The 19,804-nt window shown below is 61.0% G+C and carries 17 protein-coding genes; 11 read left to right on the forward strand and 6 right to left on the reverse strand.

Features of this window, described 5'->3' with window-relative positions; genetic code table 11:
• Positions 1 to 19: 19 nt before the first annotated feature.
• Positions 20 to 1,678, reverse strand: a complete 1,659-nt coding sequence (locus tag QQL64_RS16865; protein ID WP_284401727.1) for an LTA synthase family protein — start codon at positions 1,676 to 1,678, stop codon at positions 20 to 22.
• 224 nt (positions 1,679 to 1,902) lie between these two features.
• Between QQL64_RS16865 and QQL64_RS16870 the strand changes: the two genes are divergently transcribed.
• The 4 genes from QQL64_RS16870 to thrC all read left to right on the forward strand — a co-directional run bounded on the left by QQL64_RS16870 (position 1,903) and on the right by thrC (position 7,779).
• Entirely contained in the window at positions 1,903 to 3,927 is a 2,025-nt protein-coding gene (locus QQL64_RS16870; protein WP_284401729.1) for a bifunctional 2',3'-cyclic-nucleotide 2'-phosphodiesterase/3'-nucleotidase, read from the forward strand.
• Between the two features lie 395 nt (positions 3,928 to 4,322).
• The gene (locus QQL64_RS16875) at positions 4,323 to 5,471 is read left to right on the forward strand and encodes a homoserine dehydrogenase family protein (protein WP_284401730.1); all 1,149 of its coding nucleotides are present in this window, start codon (positions 4,323 to 4,325) and stop codon (positions 5,469 to 5,471) included.
• Complete coding sequence (locus QQL64_RS16880) at positions 5,468 to 6,457, forward strand: homoserine kinase (protein ID WP_284401731.1); 990 nt, start codon at positions 5,468 to 5,470, stop codon at positions 6,455 to 6,457. Before QQL64_RS16875 ends, QQL64_RS16880 begins: the two co-directional genes overlap by 4 nt.
• Positions 6,454 to 7,779: a threonine synthase gene (thrC, locus tag QQL64_RS16885; RefSeq protein ID WP_284401733.1), complete on the forward strand. Its 1,326-nt coding sequence runs from the start codon at positions 6,454 to 6,456 to the stop codon at positions 7,777 to 7,779. The genes QQL64_RS16880 and thrC overlap by 4 nt, the downstream gene beginning before the upstream one ends.
• 33 nt (positions 7,780 to 7,812) lie before the next feature.
• Here thrC and QQL64_RS16890 read toward each other — a convergent pair whose 3' ends face one another.
• From QQL64_RS16890 to QQL64_RS16905, 4 genes are all read right to left on the reverse strand, one after another.
• On the reverse strand, positions 7,813 to 9,276 hold the full coding sequence (locus QQL64_RS16890; protein ID WP_284401735.1) for a glucoamylase family protein: 1,464 nt from the start codon (positions 9,274 to 9,276) through the stop codon (positions 7,813 to 7,815).
• A gap of 123 nt (positions 9,277 to 9,399) precedes the next feature.
• Positions 9,400 to 12,417 carry a TonB-dependent receptor gene (locus tag QQL64_RS16895; protein WP_284401737.1) on the reverse strand — a complete coding sequence of 1,006 codons (3,018 nt, stop codon included), beginning with the start codon at positions 12,415 to 12,417 and terminating at the stop codon, positions 9,400 to 9,402.
• A 35-nt stretch (positions 12,418 to 12,452) separates the two neighbouring features.
• Positions 12,453 to 12,788, reverse strand: a complete 336-nt coding sequence (locus tag QQL64_RS16900) for a hypothetical protein (RefSeq protein ID WP_284401739.1) — start codon at positions 12,786 to 12,788, stop codon at positions 12,453 to 12,455.
• Positions 12,789 to 13,083: 295 nt separating this feature from the next.
• Positions 13,084 to 13,503, reverse strand: a complete 420-nt coding sequence (locus tag QQL64_RS16905; RefSeq protein ID WP_284401741.1) for a DUF4156 domain-containing protein — start codon at positions 13,501 to 13,503, stop codon at positions 13,084 to 13,086.
• A gap of 285 nt (positions 13,504 to 13,788) precedes the next feature.
• On the opposite strand from QQL64_RS16905, the gene QQL64_RS16910 reads away from it, so the two are divergent.
• From QQL64_RS16910 to QQL64_RS16940, 7 genes are read left to right on the forward strand one after another with little or no spacing between them, the layout of a single operon-like run.
• Complete coding sequence (locus QQL64_RS16910) at positions 13,789 to 13,995, forward strand: hypothetical protein (protein ID WP_284401742.1); 207 nt, start codon at positions 13,789 to 13,791, stop codon at positions 13,993 to 13,995.
• 40 nt (positions 13,996 to 14,035) lie between these two features.
• A complete protein-coding gene (trmL, locus tag QQL64_RS16915) occupies positions 14,036 to 14,506 on the forward strand; it encodes a tRNA (uridine(34)/cytosine(34)/5-carboxymethylaminomethyluridine(34)-2'-O)-methyltransferase TrmL (RefSeq protein WP_284401744.1) in 471 nt (156 codons plus the stop codon).
• Positions 14,507 to 14,552: 46 nt separating this feature from the next.
• Positions 14,553 to 15,203, forward strand: coding sequence for a ubiquinone biosynthesis accessory factor UbiJ (locus QQL64_RS16920; protein WP_284401745.1), 651 nt, complete (start codon positions 14,553 to 14,555; stop codon positions 15,201 to 15,203).
• 5 nt (positions 15,204 to 15,208) lie between these two features.
• Positions 15,209 to 16,846: a ubiquinone biosynthesis regulatory protein kinase UbiB gene (ubiB, locus tag QQL64_RS16925; RefSeq protein ID WP_404601074.1), complete on the forward strand. Its 1,638-nt coding sequence runs from the start codon at positions 15,209 to 15,211 to the stop codon at positions 16,844 to 16,846.
• A 53-nt stretch (positions 16,847 to 16,899) separates the two neighbouring features.
• On the forward strand, positions 16,900 to 17,628 hold the full coding sequence (locus QQL64_RS16930) for a pseudouridine synthase (protein ID WP_284401748.1): 729 nt from the start codon (positions 16,900 to 16,902) through the stop codon (positions 17,626 to 17,628).
• Between the two features lie 10 nt (positions 17,629 to 17,638).
• Positions 17,639 to 18,061, forward strand: a complete 423-nt coding sequence (arfB, locus tag QQL64_RS16935; RefSeq protein WP_284401750.1) for an alternative ribosome rescue aminoacyl-tRNA hydrolase ArfB — start codon at positions 17,639 to 17,641, stop codon at positions 18,059 to 18,061.
• Positions 18,058 to 18,654, forward strand: a complete 597-nt coding sequence (locus QQL64_RS16940) for a 1-acyl-sn-glycerol-3-phosphate acyltransferase (protein WP_284401751.1) — start codon at positions 18,058 to 18,060, stop codon at positions 18,652 to 18,654. Before arfB ends, QQL64_RS16940 begins: the two co-directional genes overlap by 4 nt.
• 54 nt (positions 18,655 to 18,708) lie before the next feature.
• On the opposite strand, the gene QQL64_RS16945 is transcribed toward QQL64_RS16940, so the two are convergent.
• Entirely contained in the window at positions 18,709 to 19,749 is a 1,041-nt protein-coding gene (locus tag QQL64_RS16945; RefSeq protein ID WP_404601052.1) for a LysR family transcriptional regulator, read from the reverse strand.
• Between the last annotated feature and the right edge of the window lie 55 nt (positions 19,750 to 19,804).

The following is a 19,804-nucleotide window of genomic DNA, read 5'->3' on the forward strand; positions in this document are numbered from 1 at the left end:
GCGAGCAAGCTCCTTCCGATCACTGATACACGTGCAGCCGGTTGAAGATCCACGCGTAATACGACTGCACGAGCTGCTTGTCCGCACAATCGGCATACAAGCCGTTGCAGCGCTCCCGCAATGAGGTCAGCGCGGAAAAATACGGATCCATCGGCAACCCCGACGCTTTCAACACCATGCCCGGCAGGTGCGCGATATCCAGCATCGGATAGGTCGGCAGCGGCGCACCAGGCACGTTGCTCTTGATCATGTAATACGTCAGATAGTCCTGATACGGCACCAGCGCTGGCGGCAGCGTGCGCGGCAACGTACGCATCAGATCATCGAACGACGGCTGATGATCGCCGAAATGCACCAGCACCGTCGGCTGCGCGCGGTCGAGAAAATCGTGCTCCAACCCTTTCATCGCCGCATCCGAATCGTGCAGACGCTGCAGATAAGTATCGAAGTTGAGCGCGGTCGCATCCGGCAGTCCTTGCAGCAGATTCTGGAACTGCTTCGGCAAGGTCGACATGGGATCGTCATGCGGCCCGTGCTGGTTGATCGTGAGGATCATGACGAACACGGGCTGGCCCGGCTTCTTTACCTTGTCGTAGACGCGTTTGGCGGCAGCGAACATCTGCGCATCGGTTTCGTCCCAGTCGTCGAGGCCCAGCTCTCCCGCACCGTAGAAATGATCGACACCGTAAGCCTTATAGGCATCGCGTCCGTTAAGGAAGATCGCATTGGTGGGATAAATCGCCACGGTGAGATAACCGAGCCGGCGCAGCAGCAGCGGTAGCGAATTGCGCACGTGCGGTGCGAGCACATACGGCGCGTACATGCCGCCGGGCCCGAAGATATCCTGCGGCATGCCGGTCAGCGCGGCGAATTCGCTGACCCAGGTACCACCGCCGAAGGTATGCACGCGCATCACGCCCGTGCCGCGCGTACGCGCATCGGACTTGAACATCGCCAGATCGCATTCGGGCACGGTGCAATGCGTGTAGGGTGCTGGATCGAAGGTGCTTTCTTCCAGCACCTGCACGATGTCGGGATACTGGCTCGGATCGACCGTCGCCGACGTGGCTGTCGCGGTAGCCTGCCAGTCGCGCTCGGCGGCTTCGTCGCCAGCCATGGCGGGCAAGTGCACGTTGGAATCGCGCAGGTTGACGAAGAAGTTGGTCAGCTGCGCATCGTCGGACATCTTGTCCCACACGCCGCGCGCATGCACCTGCGCAAACGGACCGGAAGGCAGCAGACAGATCCAGAATACCAGCGCGCAGAGCGCGATGCCGCCCACGCGCAACACGATCTGCGACAAGGCGCGCAAACGGGAAAAAAGTCGCCGATCGCCATACCAGGCCAGCCACAGCACGATGGGCACGGCGATGCACACGCAGATGCCGACGCTGTAGAGGTTCGGATAACGACGCAGTGTTTCGAACAGACTGGAGCGCACATAATAAACGAAGTCCGCCGGCATCAGTGGCGATTCCAGATACTCCTGTTTGAGTACCGTAATCGCGCGCAGCAGCAAGAACAGTCCGCCACTGACGACGAGCGCAAAGGCCAGTCGTGCAAACACGAACAACGTCGCGCCGAAGACGCACACCATCAACGCGAAGACGAAGCCGCGTTGCTCCAGCAGCGGCTCCTGCCACGCAGTAAACCAAACGCAGATGGCGAAGAACGCCATGGCGCAGACCATAGTCGTGCGGTTTCGCGATGCGCGAAACGGAATCGACGGCATGTGCGGTGTCCCCCTGGTGCGGCGCCGCTTCGTGGAGCGGGACGTCATGTTGTGATTGTCAAAGTGTCGTCATTTTAGAGCCTTTTTATCGTCAAAAAGCTCTGTCTAGGCAGCGAACGGTCATTCATATCTGTTAGGTTCAGGCCCTGCACGCCCAAGACGGAACCCCCATGTCTCTGCGCTCTTCTCGCCTTGCCGCTCTTTTTACCGCGCTCCTGCTCGCCGGCTGCGCCAGCCAGCCGCATTCTCCTCAGCCGCGAACACTTCCGGATGGCTTGCGCGCAGACGTAGCGGTGCTGGAAACCACCGACCTGCATTCCAACATCCTTAGCTACGACTACTACAAGCAGAAAGCCGATCCGACGCTGGGCTTCGAGCGCACGGTGACGCTGATACGCAAAGCGCGCAGCCAGTTCACCAACAGCCTGCTGTTCGACGCCGGCGACACCATCCAGGGCAGCGTGCTGGCCGATTACCAGGCGCAGGTACAGAAGGTGGACTGCGGGCAGGAACTTGCGATCTATCAGGCAATGGATGCCATCGGCTACGACGGCGGCACCATCGGCAACCACGAATTCAACTATGGCCTGCCGTTCCTCTCGCAGGTCACCGGCACACCGATGAATGTGGATGGCGCGGGCTCGCAGCGCTGCATCGGCCCGCATTACCCACTGGTGCTGGCCAACGTGAATAGCGCCCGCGATGGCCAACCGATCTTCAAACCGTGGACGATGATCAAGCGCAACATGGCGGCTTTCACGCCGGATGGCAGCCAGATCAGCGTGCCGCTCAAGATCGCCATCATCGGCTTTACCCCGCCGACGATCATGCAATGGGACAAGCAGAATCTGGAAGGCAAGGTCACGGTGACGGGCGTGGTCGAAGCGGCGCAGAAATACATGCCCGAGATCGAAGCGCAGCACCCCGATCTGGTCATCGCGATCCTGCATGGCGGCATGAACATGGCACCGTACACCTCCGATATGGAAAACGGCGGCTGGTACCTGGCCGGTGTGCCGGGTATCGACGTGCTGCTGCTGGGTCACGAGCACACCGATTTCCCGGGCCCGCGTTTCGCGCACATGCAGGATGTGGATGACCAGCGCGGTTTCGTGCGCGGCGTTCCTGCGGTGATGGGCGGCTTCTTCGGCAAGGATCTCGGCGTCATCCGACTCGCATTGGTGCACCAGCAGGATCGTTGGACGATCGACAAAACCAAGACTTTTAGCCAGGTATGGCCGATCTGTCCGCCAATGGCCGGGGCAGGCAAACCCGCTGACTCGACGTCCCATTGCGTCGCCGCCGATCCGCAGGTGCCGCAGGTCGTCGGCAAGGTGCAGCAGGCTGCCATCGACTATGTGAACACGCCGATCGGCCAAAGCACGGTGCGTATGAGCAGCTACTTTGCCGATGAGGGCGATATGACGGCACTCGCACCAGTGAATGCCGCGCAGATCGACTATGCACACCAGGAACTATCCTCCGCGCATCCGGAACTCGCCAAGGTGCCGGTGCTGGGGTCGGCTGCGGCGTTCCGCAGCGGCTTCGGCGGCCCGGACGACTACACCGACGTACTACCCGGCCCGCTCACGCTACGCAGCGCGGCCGACCTGTACTTCTATCCGAATACGTTGAGCGCGGTGAAGATCAACGGCGCCGGGCTCAAGGCATGGCTGGAAAAATCCGCCGAGCGCTTCAACCGCATCGATCCCAACGCCAGCGGCGAACAAGCGCTGATCAACGACAAGTATGCCGGCTTCAACTTCGACCAGATCCAGGGTGGTATCGCCTACACCATCGATGTGTCGAAGCCGATCGGTCAGCGTATCGAGAAGTTGACCTATCACGGCAAACGCGTCACGCCGTCGCAGACGTTTGTGGTGGTGACCAACAATTATCGCGCCAGCGGTGGGGGTCACTTCCCCGGACTGGACGGCAATAACGTCGTGCTGGCATCGCCCGATGGCACGCGCGAAATTCTCGCGCGCTGGTTGCAATCGCACCCCACACTTAACGCGCAGGATTTACCGCACGCGTCGTGGCATTTCGCTCGCCTGAAGACCCGCAGCATGGTGGTGTTCACAGCAGCCAGCGACAAACAGGCCGTCGCGGAAGCCGATGGGTTGCGTCATATTCGCCAGCTCAGGGACAACGGCGACGGCACAGCGGTCTACGCGATCGACCTTTCGCACTGACTATATTCGAGTAATACAAGCGTCATTCCGGCGCATGCCGGAATGACAGCAGGGTTACGATGCCTGCTTTCCAAAGCGCAGGTGTAACACCGACATGCCATTGTTTCATTAGCGAACAGATTGACAGCAGCTCCGGCACGCGCCTATCTTCGGAACCATGTCGCCGCTATCCGCGCCAGCACGCATGCATTTCGCCCCGGTCCACACCGGGCGGGCGGGTATCTCGGCTGCATCGATTATCGCCACGATGACGACCACAACCGGAACCGGTACAACCGGCTACCGGGTGGTGTCTGTGCGCGAGTAAGTTCTCATACGCAACGGCCCCGCCCTCGAAGAGGCGGGCCGGCACACACCGAACCGCCAGCGAGCAGGGGCCTCAACCGGAGGCCACCATGGACAGCTGTGCATTACCACTCATTGCCGAACTCCCGCACCGTCTGCCGCCGCTGCAGGCAGCCAGTTCGCGCCGTCGAACTCTGGCGATCGGCTTGATTGGCCCCGGACGAGTCGGCAGCGTGCTGCTGGCCCAATTGCGCGCGGCGCAGGAGCGGCTTTCCCGCGAAGCCGGACTGGAACTGAAGCTCTGCGGTGTCGCCGCCAGCCGCCGCATGTGGCTCGATTGCGACGATCCCGAACTCAACGCGCGTCATGATTGCGCGCAGACCTGGCGACCTACCGACCTGGATCAGTTCGCCGCCTATATCCGCGGTGAGGATCAACGCCATGCGATGCTGATCGACTGCAGCGCAAGCGAAACGGTGGCGTCGCAATATCCCTACTGGCTGGCCTCCGGCTTGCACGTGGTGACGCCGAACAAGGTGGCCAGCAGTGGCCCGCTATCGCGCTGGCAGTCCATTCGTGCCGCGAGTCATCACGGCGGAAGGTTTCGCTATGAAGCGACCGTCTGCGCAGGCTTACCGGTGGTGCAAACACTGCGCGACTTGCTCGATACCGGTGATCAGCTGCTCTCCGTCGAAGGCATGTTCTCCGGCACCCTGGCGTGGCTGTGCTGCCAGTACGACGGCAAACGCCCCTTCTCCACCCTGCTGCGCGAGGCGCATGCGCTGGGTTATACCGAACCCGATCCTCGTGACGATCTGTCCGGCACCGACGTGGCGCGCAAGCTGGTGATCCTGGCGCGCGAGGCCGGCTGGCCGCTATCGCTACAGGACGTCGCGGTGGAAAGTCTGGTGCCGCAGCACTTGGCCGAGCTGCCGTTGGAAAGTTTTATGGAGCGGCTGGATGAACTCGACGAACCGATGGCCGAACGGCTTGCACTGGCCCACGGCGAGCACGGCGTATTGCGGCATGTCGCCAGCCTCGACCGCGACGGACACGCCCAGGTTCGCCTGCACGTACTGCCATCCTCGCATGCCTTCGCGCACACGCGCCTTACGGATAACATCGTGCAATTCCACACGCAGCGTTACCGTGATAATCCGTTGCTGGTGCAAGGCCCCGGTGCCGGCCCGGAAGTGACTGCCGCCGGAGTTTTCGCCGACCTATTGCGCATCGCCGAATCGCTGGAGGTGCGCGCATGAACACCCCACTTGCCGCAAAGGCCGCCATGCCCCCGCAACGCCTGCAATCCGCTTCTGCGATCGCCCATGCCAGCGTGGGCAATGTCGGCGTGGGCTTCGATATCCTCGGCCATTGCATCGCGGGTGCGGCGGATCGCGTCGAAGTGCGGCGCATCGATACAGCAACCGTACGTATTGCCGGCATCCATGGCTGCGTCGAAGTGCTTCCCATCGATGCCGCGCAGAACACAGCAGGCATGGCGCTGTTGGCGCTACGCAAGGCGCTGGGTTTGCAGCACGGTTTCGAGCTGTCGCTGCACAAGGGCATCGCGCTCGGTTCGGGCATGGGAGGCTCTGCGGCATCCTGCGTCGCGGCTTTGGTTGCCGCCAACGCATTGTTGGAGCGGCCGCTTTCGCGCGAATCGCTGTACGGTTTCGCGCTGGAAGGCGAAGCGGTCGCCAGTGGCGGCCGTCATGGCGATAACGTGGGGCCGATGCTGCTTGGCGGTTTAGTGATAGCCACGCGCGATCGCCTGTTGCGTATTCCGGTACCACCGACTTGGCACTGCGCGTTGGTGCATCCGCACGTCGTGCTGGAAACGCGCAAGGCCCGCGCAGCGCTGGTCGGTGACTACGCGTTGGGCGAATTCGTAGCGCAATCGGCCAACCTCGCACTGGTGCTCGCCGGTTGCTGGCGCGGCGAAGCCGAACTGGTGCGCGAAGGACTGAAAGATGTGCTGATCGAACCGCGCCGCGCGCCATTGGTGCCGAACTTCGCGCGCGTCAAACAAGCGGCGCTGGATCACAAGGCGATGGGTGCGAGCATTTCCGGCGGCGGCCCCAGCGTGTTTGGCTGGTTTGAACATCGTGCCGAGGCTGAAGCTGCCGCGGAGGCAATGCGCAGCGCGTTTGCCGAGGCGGGCTTGGATAGCGATAGCTTCGTTGCCCCCGTGGACGGACCCGCTGCGTCGCTGATTCCTTCCATCGACGCGAGTGAACAGGCATGAGTGTGGCCTTGCATTATCCCAGCACCCGCAACGCGAGCCATGCGGCGACACTCAGCGAAGCAATGTCTGCAGGACTCGCACCAGACGGCGGTCTGTATGTGCCCGAATACTTGCCGACATTAGATCCGGAAACGTTCGACCCTGCAGGAACACTGGCCGATACGGCCGCGACGTTGCTCACGCCATTTTTCGCCGGCGACGCACTCGCCAGCGAACTACCCTCGATCTGTGCGGAAGCGTTGACCTTTCCGACGCCGTTACGCGCGTTGCCGCAGCATCCCAAAACCTCCGTGCTTGAGCTGTTCCACGGACCGACTGCGGCCTTCAAGGACGTCGGCGCGCGCTTTCTAGCCGCATGCATGCGGCGCTTGCGTAAGCATGCCACGCAACCGCTTACCATTCTGGTGGCGACATCCGGTGACACTGGTGCGGCCGTCGGTGCGGCGTTTCATCAACAGCCGGGCATTGACGTAGTCATTTTGTACCCGGATGGTCGTGTATCGCCGCGACAGGCGCATCAGCTTGGCTGCTTCGGCGACAACGTGCGGGCCTTGCGCGTGCAAGGCCGCTTCGATGACTGCCAGCGCATGGTGAAAGCCGCGTTGAGCGATACGGCACTGCAAGCGCACTCGCCACTTTCCTCAGCCAACAGCATCAGTCTTGGACGATTGTTGCCGCAGATGAGCTATTACGCGCACGCATCCCTGGCGTGGTGGCACGAACATCGAGAACCGCTGAATCTGATCGTGCCGACCGGGAATCTCGGCAATGCGCTGGCGGCGCTATGGGTTCGCTCGATGGGCCTGCCTGTGGGCCAGATACGGCTCGCCTGCAACGCCAACGCCACGCTTCCGGATTTTTTTGCAGGCGGCGACTATGCACCGCGCGACGCTGTCGCCACGCTAGCCAATGCGATGGATGTCGGTGCACCGAGCAACTTCGAGCGTCTACGCTGGACACTCCCTGACGCCCACGAATGTCGAACGCAGTTGCAGGCAAGCAGCGTAGACGATCACACGATCCGCACGACCATTGCCTTGCATGCACGTGAACACGGCGAAGTATTCTGCCCGCATACGGCAACAGCCATGCATCTGCTGGATCAGCTGCGCGCGTCCGGCGACAACCTGCCATGGGCGGTCGTGGCGACGGCGCATCCGGCGAAGTTTGAGAGCGTGGTGGAACCTTTGATCGGGCACCCTATCGACGTGCCGCCTGCGCTATCGACCATGTTGCGGCGATCGGCTTCAGCAGAGCCGTTGGCGGCTGAAGACGGCGCGCTGCGTCAGTGGCTGGTGGAACGCGTTGTGCCCGTCTCTTGACACGTATGCGTTGGCAAGAAGCGCAGACTGCGCTCACTGCCGCTCCATCAACCAGCCACCGGTAAAGCCGGCACGCTCCAGCCCCTTGCGTATATATGGATTCTTGCGCATCACGCGCCACACGAACCCGCTGCGCCAGTTCTCGATCATCAACACGATCGGCCCTTGGTCGATGCCGATCTGCAGAGTGTCGAACCAACCTTTGCCAGGCACCAGTCGGCCGGTGCGCGGCGAGAAGTTCGCATCGAAGCTGGGATCGAAGGCATCGACAAAGCCGTAACGGTCGTAGACGTTGTCGCCGTAACGTTCCTTGATCGCTTCGAGCGCGGGAACCACGACCTCCGGCGCGAACGCGATGGAACCCCCGGCAGCCATCGGCGCGATCGTGCCATCGTCGGAAATGTAGTCGAGCCCGGCGCCGCGCGCGGTATAGCCGTAGAACGTGCGCGTGCTGCCATCGGCGATTTTCAGGGTGTAGTCGCCGGGTCCATTGCATGCGCTGAGTCCCCAGACATTTTCGCCGTAACCCGTCCAATGTCCCGGATTGGCCATGGCATAGGCACGTTGTGCATACACGGCGCGACGACTGTTCTCGAAGTAATCCAAATCGTGCGCGCGACTCCACGCATCACGGATACCGCGAAAGTCGACCCAGGCTTCGCTGAACTGATGACCGAACAGTGGTGCGAAGTTGAGGAAGGTTTGGCCCTGGAAACGGCCCCAGGTTTTGGGATAGGTACTCGCCCATGCCGACCAACCATCGTCGGTGATCGCATGCGTCGGCGAACCGAGCGCGAGGATGTAGACCAGCATACCTTCGTCGTAACCCTTCCAGTCGGCGTCAATGAATTTGCCGCCGGGCGTCCAGCCCATGCTGATCAGTGGTGCGCGCGGCTGCATCCAGGTCCAGTCCGCACGCCGGTAGATGGCATCGGCCAACGCGCGAATCTCTTTTTCTTTGGCGGTGTTGCGATCGTAGTAGGACTGTGCGAACAGCACGCCGCCGAGTAGCAGCGTGGTGTCCACGCTGGATAGCTCGGTAAAGCGCGCAAAGCGCTTGCCGGTGCGTATGTCGAGAAAATGATAGAAAAATCCGTGGAAGCCGGTGGCGTCATCCTCGCTGTCGTCTTCCCGCGCATTAGCGAAGAAGCGCAACGTCGCCAGGGTACGGTCCACTGCTTGCTCGCGTGTGATGTAGCCGCGCTCCACGCCGATGCCGTAAGCGGTCAAGCCGAAACCGACTGAGGCGATGCTTGAGAAAGAAGGGCCGGGATAGTGATCCGGTATCAAGCCATTGGAGGGATTGGCACTGTCCCAAAACCACTGGAAGGTACGCCGCTCCAGATCCGCGACCATCGCCTGCTGCGGTTTAGACAAGCTGTCGAAAGTGCTCGATAGCGGTCGTGCCGATGCAGGTTGCAGCGCACTGCCCCCACAGAAAACCCACAAGGCGACCAGGGCCTTGAACGCGACGTTTTTAAGAACATTGCTTGCCATGGTCATGATGGTTAGGTCAGTCACTGCAGGTGGTGAACTTGCGAGCCCTAACACGCCGAGCAATTCGTGTCAGGGCCCGCAGGCTCACTTCAACATGTAGCGGCATGATGCAACAACCACACACTAGAACTTGATGCCCAGCGTCAGCTTCACCTCGCGCGGTGTACCGAGGATGTTGCCCGTCGGATTGTATGTCACCGGTATCCGGTTCAATACGCCGTTCGAACCGTAGTTTTGAATGTAATCGCTGTAGTTGTTCCAGTTGAATGCATTGAGTAGATCGAAACGGACGTAGCCGTTGAAATTCTCGTAGATCTTGAAGTTCTTGGTGATCTGAAAATCGATCGAGCGATAGCCGAAGATCGGACCGCCGATCAGGAAGTGCGAACCCGGCGGCGTGAACGCGAGCGGGACGCACCCATTTCCGAGACTGCCATTGCCCTGAAGCGGAGCGCCGTAGCACGCCAGACCAAGGCTAGGGATGGGAGTGGCCAAGGTGAGCTTGTAGCCGAACAACAGACCCCAGGGTAGATCCGCCGAACCGGCAACAACCAGGCGATGCTTTGCCACCGCCGAGGTTATATACGGATAGTCCTGGATGGTCGCCTCGTCGAACGCGTATTGGTCGGTCACATCCTGGTTGTCATTGTTCTGCTTGGCGCGCGTGTAGGTGTAGGCGACATTGATGCCCCAGCCCGATTCGGGCGTATAGGGTTTTTGTATCGACGCCAGTACTTGCTGCGTCTTTTGGGTCAAGCCGTTGTTGGCGATGATCAGGCTGCCGAAGCCGGGGATGGGCTGGCCGAAAGCCTGGTTGCCGTTCTGCCAGAACGCACCATTGGCGTAGCGGTTGCCCAGCGTCAGCACGACGCCATCGAAGCGGTTGATCTGCGCCCAAGTGAGGTCAGTGATCCAGTCGCCGAACTGGTTGCGCATGCCGATACTGATCTGATCGGAATACGGCGTCTTCAGACGGTTGTTCATCAGGTCCACTTCGCGACCGGCCGTGGTGCCGGTCAGCAGCCCCTGCAATACACCTATGCCGCTGAGATAGGCGGGGTTCCACGGAATGCAGGTGGGACTCGGCGCGCAGGAGTGGTACTGATTGGGGAAGATGATGGTCGCTTCGGCCAGTGCGAGTTTGGTCTGCTCCAGTTGCAGGATCTCGTAGATGGTGCGGTCATAGGAACGGCCGGCGCCGCCGTGGATCACATGCTGCTGGTCGCCGTTGACGTCGTAGGAAAAGCCGAAGCGCGGCTGGATTTCGTTGGTCTGCGCGTTACGGTTATGACCATTGCTGATGTAGTCATTGACGTTCACGCCGCCCAAGGCCAGCGATTGCGCATAAGTCACACCGGCCGGCGCATTGGGATTTTGCGAAAAGAACGCGTTGACGACCGACGCTGGCGTGACGAAGTTGAGGTAGGACGGCGTTTGTTCGTAGTCCCAGCGAACGCCCAGGTTCAAGGTGAGATGCTGATCTACCGTCCAGTCGTCCTGGATATACGTCCCAAACTGACGGTCGTTGGTTCTGACGACCGGACTGAGCCCGGGCAGTGAGATCGGGAACAGCACCTGATACGGCGTCGACAGCGTGCCCGTGGGCGTCACGTCGTAAGAGAACTGCGGATTGAATTCGCCCGCGTCTTGCGCCGTGAGCTTCACCAGTTTGTATTTGACACCCATCTTGACGACGTGGTCGCCAAGCCATTCGAAGTCGTTGAAGGTGAGATCGTCCTGAATCGACGGACCCTTCTGGCCCTTGTCCTGCGTCCCGCGCGGATCGGCCGCATCGGTGGTCAGGATCTCCGCGTTCTGGTTGTTGAATTCGGTGTAAGTGGCACCGTTGCCGATGTTCACCGCACTCGGCTTGAAGAATGCGTTTTCGAAGGTCGCCTGCAAGCGGTTGAACCAGCTGTCGGCGCTGTGATCCCAGCGGATGTCGAAACGGCGGTCGTAATTAATCTGATTGAGCGCCGACGATTCGGCCACGCCGGTACCGGTGCCGGTAATGGCCGTTTCATTGCGGTATTTGCCGCTCACTTCGATGCGGTCGCGATTGGTCGGCTCGTAGTCGACCTTGAGGAAGTACAGGTTTTCCTTGAACGGCAAGCTCGACGGCCCAAGCTGCGCCAGTGCACTCGGCGGCAGCTGTGCGATGAGTGCGGGCGATCCGTTACCCGGCACCACCGCGATCGGCGTGTCGTATTCCTTGCCCTCGTAGGCCACGAAGAAGTGCGCCTTGTCCTGGATGATCGGTCCACCGAACGCGAAACCGTATTCCTTGTCGTGCGAGGGTTGTTTCTTTTTCGCGGCGATTTCGGAAGGATTTTCGGCACGCATGCGGGTGTCGGTCCAGTCGCCGAACACTTCGCCATGGAATTCGTTGGTGCCGGACTTGGTTTCTGCAATCACCGCGGCGCTGGAAATCTGATCGTATTCGGCTTTGTAGTTGGACGTAACGACCTTGTATTCGCCAATCGCCAACTGCGGAAACGGGTTACCCTGAGTGGCGTTCTGCCCGGTGATGCCGCCGTTCTCCACGTAGTTTTTCTGGCCGATGCCATCGATATACACGTTGATGCCGGCCGGCGCCTGACCACCGGATTGCAGACTGGTGTTGCCGTTCTGCTGCACGGTAAACACCATGCCGGGCACGGTGTCGGCGAATTCGAGGAAGTTGCGCGTGATTTGCGGCACGGTCGCGATTTCACGCTGCGTAACGGTCGTACCGACTTCCGAGGTGGTCATTTCAGGCAGCGTGGTGGCCGTGACCGTCACGGCGCCGAGATTCTTGGCGTTAACGGCCGCCGCAGGCGCTGCAGCAACGAGATTGAGCGTAGAGGTTGAAGCCACGGTCAACGTCACCGTGTGCTCGGTGCCCGGACCTGCGTCGACCTGATAGGTGCCGGGCGGCAAACTGACCAAGGCATAGCTGCCATCGGCACCTGACGTGGTGACACGCGCATAGCCAGTGGCAAGGTTTTTTGCGGTGACGGTGGTGTTGGGCGCGGCCGTTCCGCGCAGGTTTGCATCGGAGCTTTGTGCGAAGGAAACCATCGGCAAGGCTGCGGTCGCAGTAATCGCAGCAACGATAAATCGCGCCAGAACTAAGCTTTGATAACTCGGTAAAGCTTTCATGGACACCTCTCCCGAAAGATTTACGATGTATGTCGCTATGTAGAGTTGGTTGGCGGGTGGCGCTTGCGTGTCATGTGAGTTGTCGCGCGGGCGGTTCCGCCGCAGGTTTCTCGAACGACCACTTCGCATCCCTGCGCTTGCACCGATGCCGGCATCGTGTCGGTCGGGTCCAGCACAACCGCCTCGCGCTGCAGCGCGAGGTGGCCAGGATTGGCGATACGTCGCTGCGCCGTGGCAACGACGCGGCTGTCGACATTCAGCAGCAGATAGCGCGTGCTTTTCACGAAGCTATCCGGCAACACGCCAGTAGGCTGGCGCGTAGATGGGCCGCGCAAAGAGGCGGCGTCGACGCATTCGGAAAACATCAGCATGCCTTCCACATGGCCGCGACATCGCGCGACGGCGCCAACGTAGTCGCTTTCATACGAGCTTGTAAAGTTAGCGTTGCGTGCGCTTTCGCTGCAATGCAAAACGGCAGGATCGCTTCGAGCTTGCTAATGGCGCTGTGGAGCGCGTGACTGCTTCTGCTGTTAAGAAGCAGTCGACATGGCAGTGCAGCACACTTGTGGTTCTTTCCGTGCTCTGCACAGTGACTCAACTGGGATGATCGGCTTCACTGTTGTGCAGCGCCGCCGGCCAACGCCGGGCGGCGCATCGTCACAAGCGTCAACCACCCTTTGAGGGATAGGTCTGGAAACCACCGCTTTGTTGCTGTGGCGGCGGAGGTGGTGCGCTCTGCTGCGCCGGCGCCACCGGTCCGACCTCGTGATTGCCGCAAGCATAGGCTTCCCACGGCTGCGAACCATCGACCGGATCGGCCAATGGCTTGATGGTGTCGGCATGCATGCTGGCGGCGCTGTTGCGGGCCTGCACCTGCAGTTCGTCACGCACTTTGATGTCGTTGCGATCGAACGGCCCCACGTGATCCATCACCTGCACTGTGATCTTGCCGAGATCGCGGCAGCTGGGGGAAACATCGCCATTCCAGGCGGTGCGGATATTCAATGACGCCGGTTCCGGATTAATGCCCCAGGTACAACCGCCGAGCAGCACCACAGGTGCGAGCAAGAGCAGGGTTTTGCGCATGAGTAGCTCCATATAAGCGGGGAATGCGAAGGATGTTGCATCCGATTTGCATCGTAACCCGTTGCCGCCGCCCATCGCCGAACGGCGGCTTACCGTGCCTGCTCTGTTGTCCGTCCGGACACTGTCCGGTCGCATGTGTCCGGTGTCCGCGGACAGCACGACGCCCTTCAGTGCATCCAGATAAATACTTTCATATCAATGTATTACGAGAAAATCACGGGCTGGCACGGGGATTGCTCTGTATAGGGCGAGGACCTTCCCGGCCCATTACTCGGAGATACGGACATGAAATTCGAAACCCTGATCCTGCGCAGCTTGTTTGTCGCCTGCATGCTGGTCTGCGGACTGATTCTGGTGGCCATGGTCACGACCAAGCCAACACCGGTGCAACTGACGGTAAACAGCCCCGTCAGCACCTTGCTGGCGTCGGCACCATCGAGCTGCGCTTTGCCGATCGGTGGGAACATGGTTTGTGTACAGGCCGCGGGCTGATTGCGAGACGCGATCACCCCCGTCGTCTGATAATGACGGCATGCTGCATGTCATCCTGTTCCGCCCCGAAATTCCGCCCAATACCGGCAACGTGATCCGTTTGTGCGCCAACACCGGCGCCGGACTGCACCTGATCCGCCCGCTGGGCTTTGAGCTCGACGATACACGCCTGCGACGCGCGGGCCTCGACTACCATGAGTATGCGCGCGTCGCGGTGCATGACGATCTCGACGCTTGCCTTGATGCACTCGATCGCCCTCGGGTCTTTGCCTTCTCCACTCGCGGTCGCACCGCGCATGTGGACGCACGCTTCGCCGATGGCGACGCATTGCTGTTCGGTTGCGAAACCGCGGGTTTGCCCGACGCGGTGTTGTCTGCGCTGCCACCGGAACAACGGTTGCGGCTGCCGATGTGCGTGGATAGCCGCAGCCTCAACCTTTCCAATACGGTGGCGGTGGCGGTGTACGAGGCTTGGCGGCAACTTGGCTTTCCGGGCGCAGCAGCGCCCTAGGGCTCGATAGCGGCAGGCGCAACGTGTAGGCGGCTACAATCCCTGCATGAATACTGTCTCTTCCCCCAACCTGCTTCCGCAGCCGCTGCGTCAGTTGGCAGGCCGTGCGCTGGAAACCGCCCTCAATCACGCGCTTTCGCTCGATCCCGACACCCAGGCCAAGCTCGCCACGCTGGATGGCCGCAGCGTGCAGCTGCATTTGCGCGGTGTCGACCTTGCGCTGGCGGTCACGGTCGAACAAGGACGGCTGAACGTCGGACCCGCCCCGGACACGAGCGACCTGCGTGTCGCCGCGACGCCGGGCAGCCTGCTCTCGATGCTGTTTCGCCGTAACAGCGACGGCATGGCGCCCGGCAAAGTGGAGATTGCCGGCGATGCAGAACTCGCGCGTCGATTGGAAAAACTCGCCAGCGGCTTTGCGCCCGATTTCGAGGAAGCCTTTTCCCGCACTTTCGGCGATGTGCTTGGCGTGCCATTGGCGAAAGCCGTGCGCAGCGGTCTTGCGCATGCGCGCGAAACCGCGACGCATCTTAGTCAGGACAGCGCGGCGTGGTTGCGCGACGAGGCACGCATCGCGCTTGCACCGGGCGAAGTGGAAAATTTCCTCGATGAAGTCGACGCGTTGCGCGAACGTACCGAACGCCTGGATGCGCGACTCGCACGCCTGGAACGCACGCGCCGGGGAACCAACCCGTGACGCCGCTGAGCGCGGTACCGGGTCTATTACGCGTTGCGGTAGTGCTGCTGCGCTATCGGCTCGATGAGCTGGTCGATGCAACGCATCTGTTTCGTCCGTTGAAGCTGCTGCGTCCCTTGCTTGGACGACCTATTACGGATGTTCGACCGCTTTCCCGCGGCGCCCGCATTCGACTGGCCTTGACCGAACTCGGCCCGATCTTCGTCAAAGCAGGTCAGGTGCTGTCGACGCGGCGCGATCTGGTGCCGGCCGATATCGCCGATGAATTGGCGCTGCTGCAGGATCAAGTACCACCGTTCCCGGGTGACGAAGCGCGCGCCATTATCCAACGCGAACTCGAGCAACCCATCGATCAGCTGTACGCCAGCTTCGACGCGGTTCCGCTGGCGTCTGCGTCGATCGCTCAGGTGCATGCCGCCACGCTTTACGACGGCCGCGCGGTGGTGGTGAAAGTGCTGCGCCCGCGTATCGACGAACGCATTGCGCGCGATGTCCGCCTGATCCATTCGCTCGGCGAACTCGCGCAACGCTGGCATCCCAATGCGGACAAGATCCGCCCGCTCGACGTGGTCAGCGAAGTCGAGAAGATGCTGGAGAACGAGCTGGATCTACAGCGCGAAGGCGCCAATGCCAGCCTGCTTCGTCGCAATTTCGCCAGCGGCACGGACCTCTACGTGCCGGACGTGCATTGGGAGCTCACGTCTACCCGCGTGTTGACGCTGGAACGCGTCACGGGTGTCAGCTGCGACGACATCGCTGCGATCGACGCTGCCGGCATCGATCGCAAGAAGCTCGCCGCCAAAGGTGTGCGCCTGTTCTACGAGCAGGTGTTCCGCGACAACTTTTTCCACGCCGATGCGCACCCTGGCAATATCTGGGTCGATCCCACGCGCGTCGACGAGCCGCGCTTCATTGCGCTGGATTTCGGCATCATGGGTTCGCTGCCGGAGACCGATCAGTACTGGCTGGCGCAGAATTTCATCGCACTGTTCGAGCGCGACTACGCACGCATCGCCAAACTGCACGTCGACGCGGGCTGGATGCCGGCCAGCGTAAGGCTGGACGAACTGGAAGCCGCGGTGCGTACCGTGTGCGAGCCTTACTTCACGCGTCCGCTATCGCAGATCTCGCTGGCCGAACTGGTGGTGAAACTCTTCCAGACCGCGCGCCGGTTCGAGCTGACCTTGCAGCCGCAACTGATCCTGCTGCAGAAGACATTGCTCAATATCGAGGGCGTGGGTCGACTGCTGGATCCGGATATCGATATTTGGGCGGTGGCGCATCCGGTGCTCAAGCGCATTCTGCGCGAGCGCTATAGTCCCCTGCGCACCTTGCGTGAAATTCGCAAGCACGCGCCGGAATGGTTCCACAATGCACCGCTGCTGCCAGTCCTGGTACGCGATGCTTTGCGCAAGATTGCTGTCGGCGAACAACGTTTGCTGGCCGATGCGGAAGCCCTCAGCCATCAGCGCAACCTTGCACGTCGCGTACTGGGGATGGTCGGCGGCAGTGTGCTTGGCGCAACGCTGATCATGAGCGCCACGCTGTTGTGGACTCTCTCGCCGCAGCATGGCGTGTGGCCGCCGCTTTGTGTGGGCGCAGGCGGTTTGCTCGCGTTTGCTGTTGGCTGGACGCGCAGATAGCACGTTAGCGTCTGCCTTGCTTACTGTCGGGCGTGCTTTCTGCGCGAATGAACATGATTGAGATTCTTTACCAGGACGATGCGCTGATCGCGGTGAACAAGCCCGCTGGCTTGGCCGTGCATCGCTCGAAAATGGTCGGCAATGCCGAGACGTTTCTGATCGATGTGCTGCGTGAGCAAGTCGGCGGCACGGTGTATCTGGCGCATCGTCTGGATCGCGCCACCAGCGGCGTGCTGCTTGTTGCTCGTTCCTCGGAAGTGGCTGCAGCGTTGGGCGAGCAGTTCATGGGCCGCGATGTGCACAAGCAATACCTGGCGGTAGTGCGTGGCTGGCCGGAGCCCGGCGAAGGCATCATCGATTATCCCTTGCCGGGTGCGCGAGATACCGGCCCACGCCGCGAAGCACGTACCGACTACCGGCGGCTTGCGACCGTCGAAGTGCCGATTGCGCTGGGCCGCTATCCGCAGCAGCGTTACGCGATGGTGCTGGCCGAACCCGAAACCGGCCGCTTCCGGCAGATTCGCAAGCACCTGGCGCATATCCATCATCCGGTGATCGGCGATTGCCAGCACGGGCGCAGCGATCACAACCGCTTATACAAGCAGTACTTCGGCTGTCATCGCATGTTGTTGCACGCCTGGCGTCTGCGTTTTCGCCATCCCTTGGACGGCCGACCCATGGTGCTGGATGCACCGCTCGACGATGCTTACTTGGGACTGCTGGAACGCTTCGGCTGGAGCCCGCCTACCGATGAGGTCATAAGCGTCACCCCGACCAGCTAAACTGCGCGGCATGCTGCCTGTTAGCCCTTCCATCGTCCTGCCGGAATCCGAGCTGGTCGTGCGCTTTCTGCGTGCCGACGGGCCCGGTGGCCAGCATGTAAACCGCACCGAAAGCGCCGTCGAGCTGCGCTTCGATGTGCTGCATTCGCCTTCGTTGCCGGAAGATGTGCGGGCACGGTTATTGGCACGCCGGGATCGCCGCCTGACCGACGAGGGTGTGCTGGTGATCCAGGCGCGTCGCTTTCGCGATCAGGGCCGCAACCGCGAAGATGCGCGCGAGCGTCTCGTGGAGATCGTGCGCGGTGCGCTCGTCGCTCCCAAGAAACGCGTCGCAACTAAACCTACTCGTGCGTCGAAACAACGCCGCCTGGATGGCAAGCAACAGCGGGCGAAACTCAAGCAAAACCGATCGCGTTCCTGGAGCCCCGAGTGAGTGAACCCATTTTGCCGCCCGTACCGGCACAGGCGCCTAGGATCAACAGCCGATTTTGGCCCTGGCTGATGCGCAGTCTGCTACGCCTCTCCGGCTGGCGCCTGCAGGGACAGCTGCCTGACTTGCCGAAGTTAATCATCATCGGCGCACCACATTCGTCCTACTGGGACGGTATATGGGGACTGATGATGAAGATCGGGCTGGGGATCAACATCAACATCATGATCAAGCGCGAAGTGCTGGACAGTCCGCTCGGCATTATCTTGCGCCCGATTGGCCTGATTCCGATCAATCGCGGTGCAGCGCTGAACGTGGTCGATCAGATGGTGCAGCGCTTCAGCGAACACGAAAAGATGTGGCTGGGCATTACTCCGGAAGGTACGCGCAAGCGCGTCAAACAGTGGAAATCGGGCTTTTTGCGCATTGCGCGCGAAACGAACGTGCCGATCCAGACCTTGTTTATCGATTACCCGAGCAAAACTTTTACGCTGGGGCCGATAGTGCAAGCCAGCGACGATGTGAATACTGACATGGCCGCCATTCGCTCGCTGTTCCGGCCGTATCGCGGCAAGCATCGGAATACCGAAGAATAAGAGCCACCGGAAGTACTCACTACGAAGAAAGTTCAGCAGCAGGACTGATCACTATCAGCGTTCGGAATGTCCGGATTCGTCGTAGTCGCGATGAGTCAACAATCCCGGACGGATCAGATCGATGAAAGCTCGCGCCTCCGCGCTGAGGAACTTGCTCTTACGCATCACCACTCCGTAACTGCGCTGCGGGAAATACTGCCGCATGTTGCGCACGGCCAAGCGATTGCGATCGGCATCGGTGATGCAGATGCCGGTGACGATGGAAATGCCCAGGCCCATGGCCACGTATTCCTTGATCACTTCCCAGCCGCCGACTTCGATCGCCACGTGATACGGCACCTGACGCTGTTGGAACACCAGATCGACCAGCCGGTACGTGGACAGACGTTGCGGCGGCAGGATCAGGCCGTAAGGCGACAGGTCTTCCAGCGCCACGTTTTCCTTGCTGGCCAGCGGATGATCCTTGGGCATGATCAGCATCGGATCGTAGTGATAGACCGGTGCCCACGCGATGTCGTTGGGCACGTCGAGCATGGAGCCCACCGCGAAATCGGCTTCATCGGCACGCAGCAACGCCATGCCGTCTTTGCCGGTGACGTTGGCCAGCTGCAGCTGCACGGCTGGAAAGCGATCGCGATAGCGCCGCACCAGTTCGGGCAGCAGGTATTGGATGGTTGAGCTGCCCGCGGCGACCGTCAGCCGCCCCCCTTGCAGGCCTTTTATTTTGCTCTGGAAATCGCGGTCGAGATTTTCCCAGCCTTCCACCAACGGACGCGCCAACTCGTACAGGGCTTCGCCGGCGTCGGTCAGGTTGATGCGGCGTCGGCTGCGTTGCAGCAATTCCACCCCCAGTTCACGCTCCAACGCCTGCAGCTGCAGGCTGATCGAGGGCTGAGACAGGTACAAAGATTCGGCGGCCCTGCTCAATGTGCCGAGCTTCACCGTGGCGACAAAGGCACGCATCTGCTTAAGCCGGTTGCCCTTGTAGTAATAGCGACCGGCATCGGCGGGGGGCGCGGCGTCCTTTTTCGCGCGACGTTGGGCGCCCGTCGGCAGCTTTTTTGTCACGTTCGGCTTTCGGACAGGTTCTTTCATGACAGATAGTTCAATACGTTAGCGTATGTATTGACATTGATAATATCAAAGATTG

The sequence above is a fragment of the Dyella lipolytica genome, assembly GCF_030160075.1.
Taxonomy (GTDB): Bacteria; Pseudomonadota; Gammaproteobacteria; order Xanthomonadales; family Rhodanobacteraceae; genus Dyella_B; species Dyella_B lipolytica.

Bases quoted from the DNA above. Each gene is read 5' to 3' on its own strand.
- QQL64_RS16875 (WP_284401730.1), top strand. From the start codon at position 4,323: ATGGACAGCTGTGCATTACCACTCATTGCCGAACTCCCGCACCGTCTG.
- QQL64_RS16945 (WP_404601052.1), bottom strand. From the start codon at position 19,749: ATGAAAGAACCTGTCCGAAAGCCGAACGTGACAAAAAAGCTGCCGACG.
- arfB (WP_284401750.1), top strand. From the start codon at position 17,639: ATGCTGCCTGTTAGCCCTTCCATCGTCCTGCCGGAATCCGAGCTGGTC.
- QQL64_RS16880 (WP_284401731.1), top strand. From the start codon at position 5,468: ATGAACACCCCACTTGCCGCAAAGGCCGCCATGCCCCCGCAACGCCTG.
- trmL (WP_284401744.1), top strand. From the start codon at position 14,036: ATGCTGCATGTCATCCTGTTCCGCCCCGAAATTCCGCCCAATACCGGC.
- QQL64_RS16920 (WP_284401745.1), top strand. From the start codon at position 14,553: ATGAATACTGTCTCTTCCCCCAACCTGCTTCCGCAGCCGCTGCGTCAG.
- QQL64_RS16895 (WP_284401737.1), bottom strand. From the start codon at position 12,417: ATGAAAGCTTTACCGAGTTATCAAAGCTTAGTTCTGGCGCGATTTATC.
- QQL64_RS16890 (WP_284401735.1), bottom strand. From the start codon at position 9,276: ATGGCAAGCAATGTTCTTAAAAACGTCGCGTTCAAGGCCCTGGTCGCC.
- QQL64_RS16870 (WP_284401729.1), top strand. From the start codon at position 1,903: ATGTCTCTGCGCTCTTCTCGCCTTGCCGCTCTTTTTACCGCGCTCCTG.
- QQL64_RS16910 (WP_284401742.1), top strand. From the start codon at position 13,789: ATGAAATTCGAAACCCTGATCCTGCGCAGCTTGTTTGTCGCCTGCATG.
- thrC (WP_284401733.1), top strand. From the start codon at position 6,454: ATGAGTGTGGCCTTGCATTATCCCAGCACCCGCAACGCGAGCCATGCG.
- QQL64_RS16900 (WP_284401739.1), bottom strand. From the start codon at position 12,788: ATGCTGATGTTTTCCGAATGCGTCGACGCCGCCTCTTTGCGCGGCCCA.
- QQL64_RS16865 (WP_284401727.1), bottom strand. From the start codon at position 1,678: ATGGCGTTCTTCGCCATCTGCGTTTGGTTTACTGCGTGGCAGGAGCCG.
- QQL64_RS16905 (WP_284401741.1), bottom strand. From the start codon at position 13,503: ATGCGCAAAACCCTGCTCTTGCTCGCACCTGTGGTGCTGCTCGGCGGT.
- QQL64_RS16930 (WP_284401748.1), top strand. From the start codon at position 16,900: ATGATTGAGATTCTTTACCAGGACGATGCGCTGATCGCGGTGAACAAG.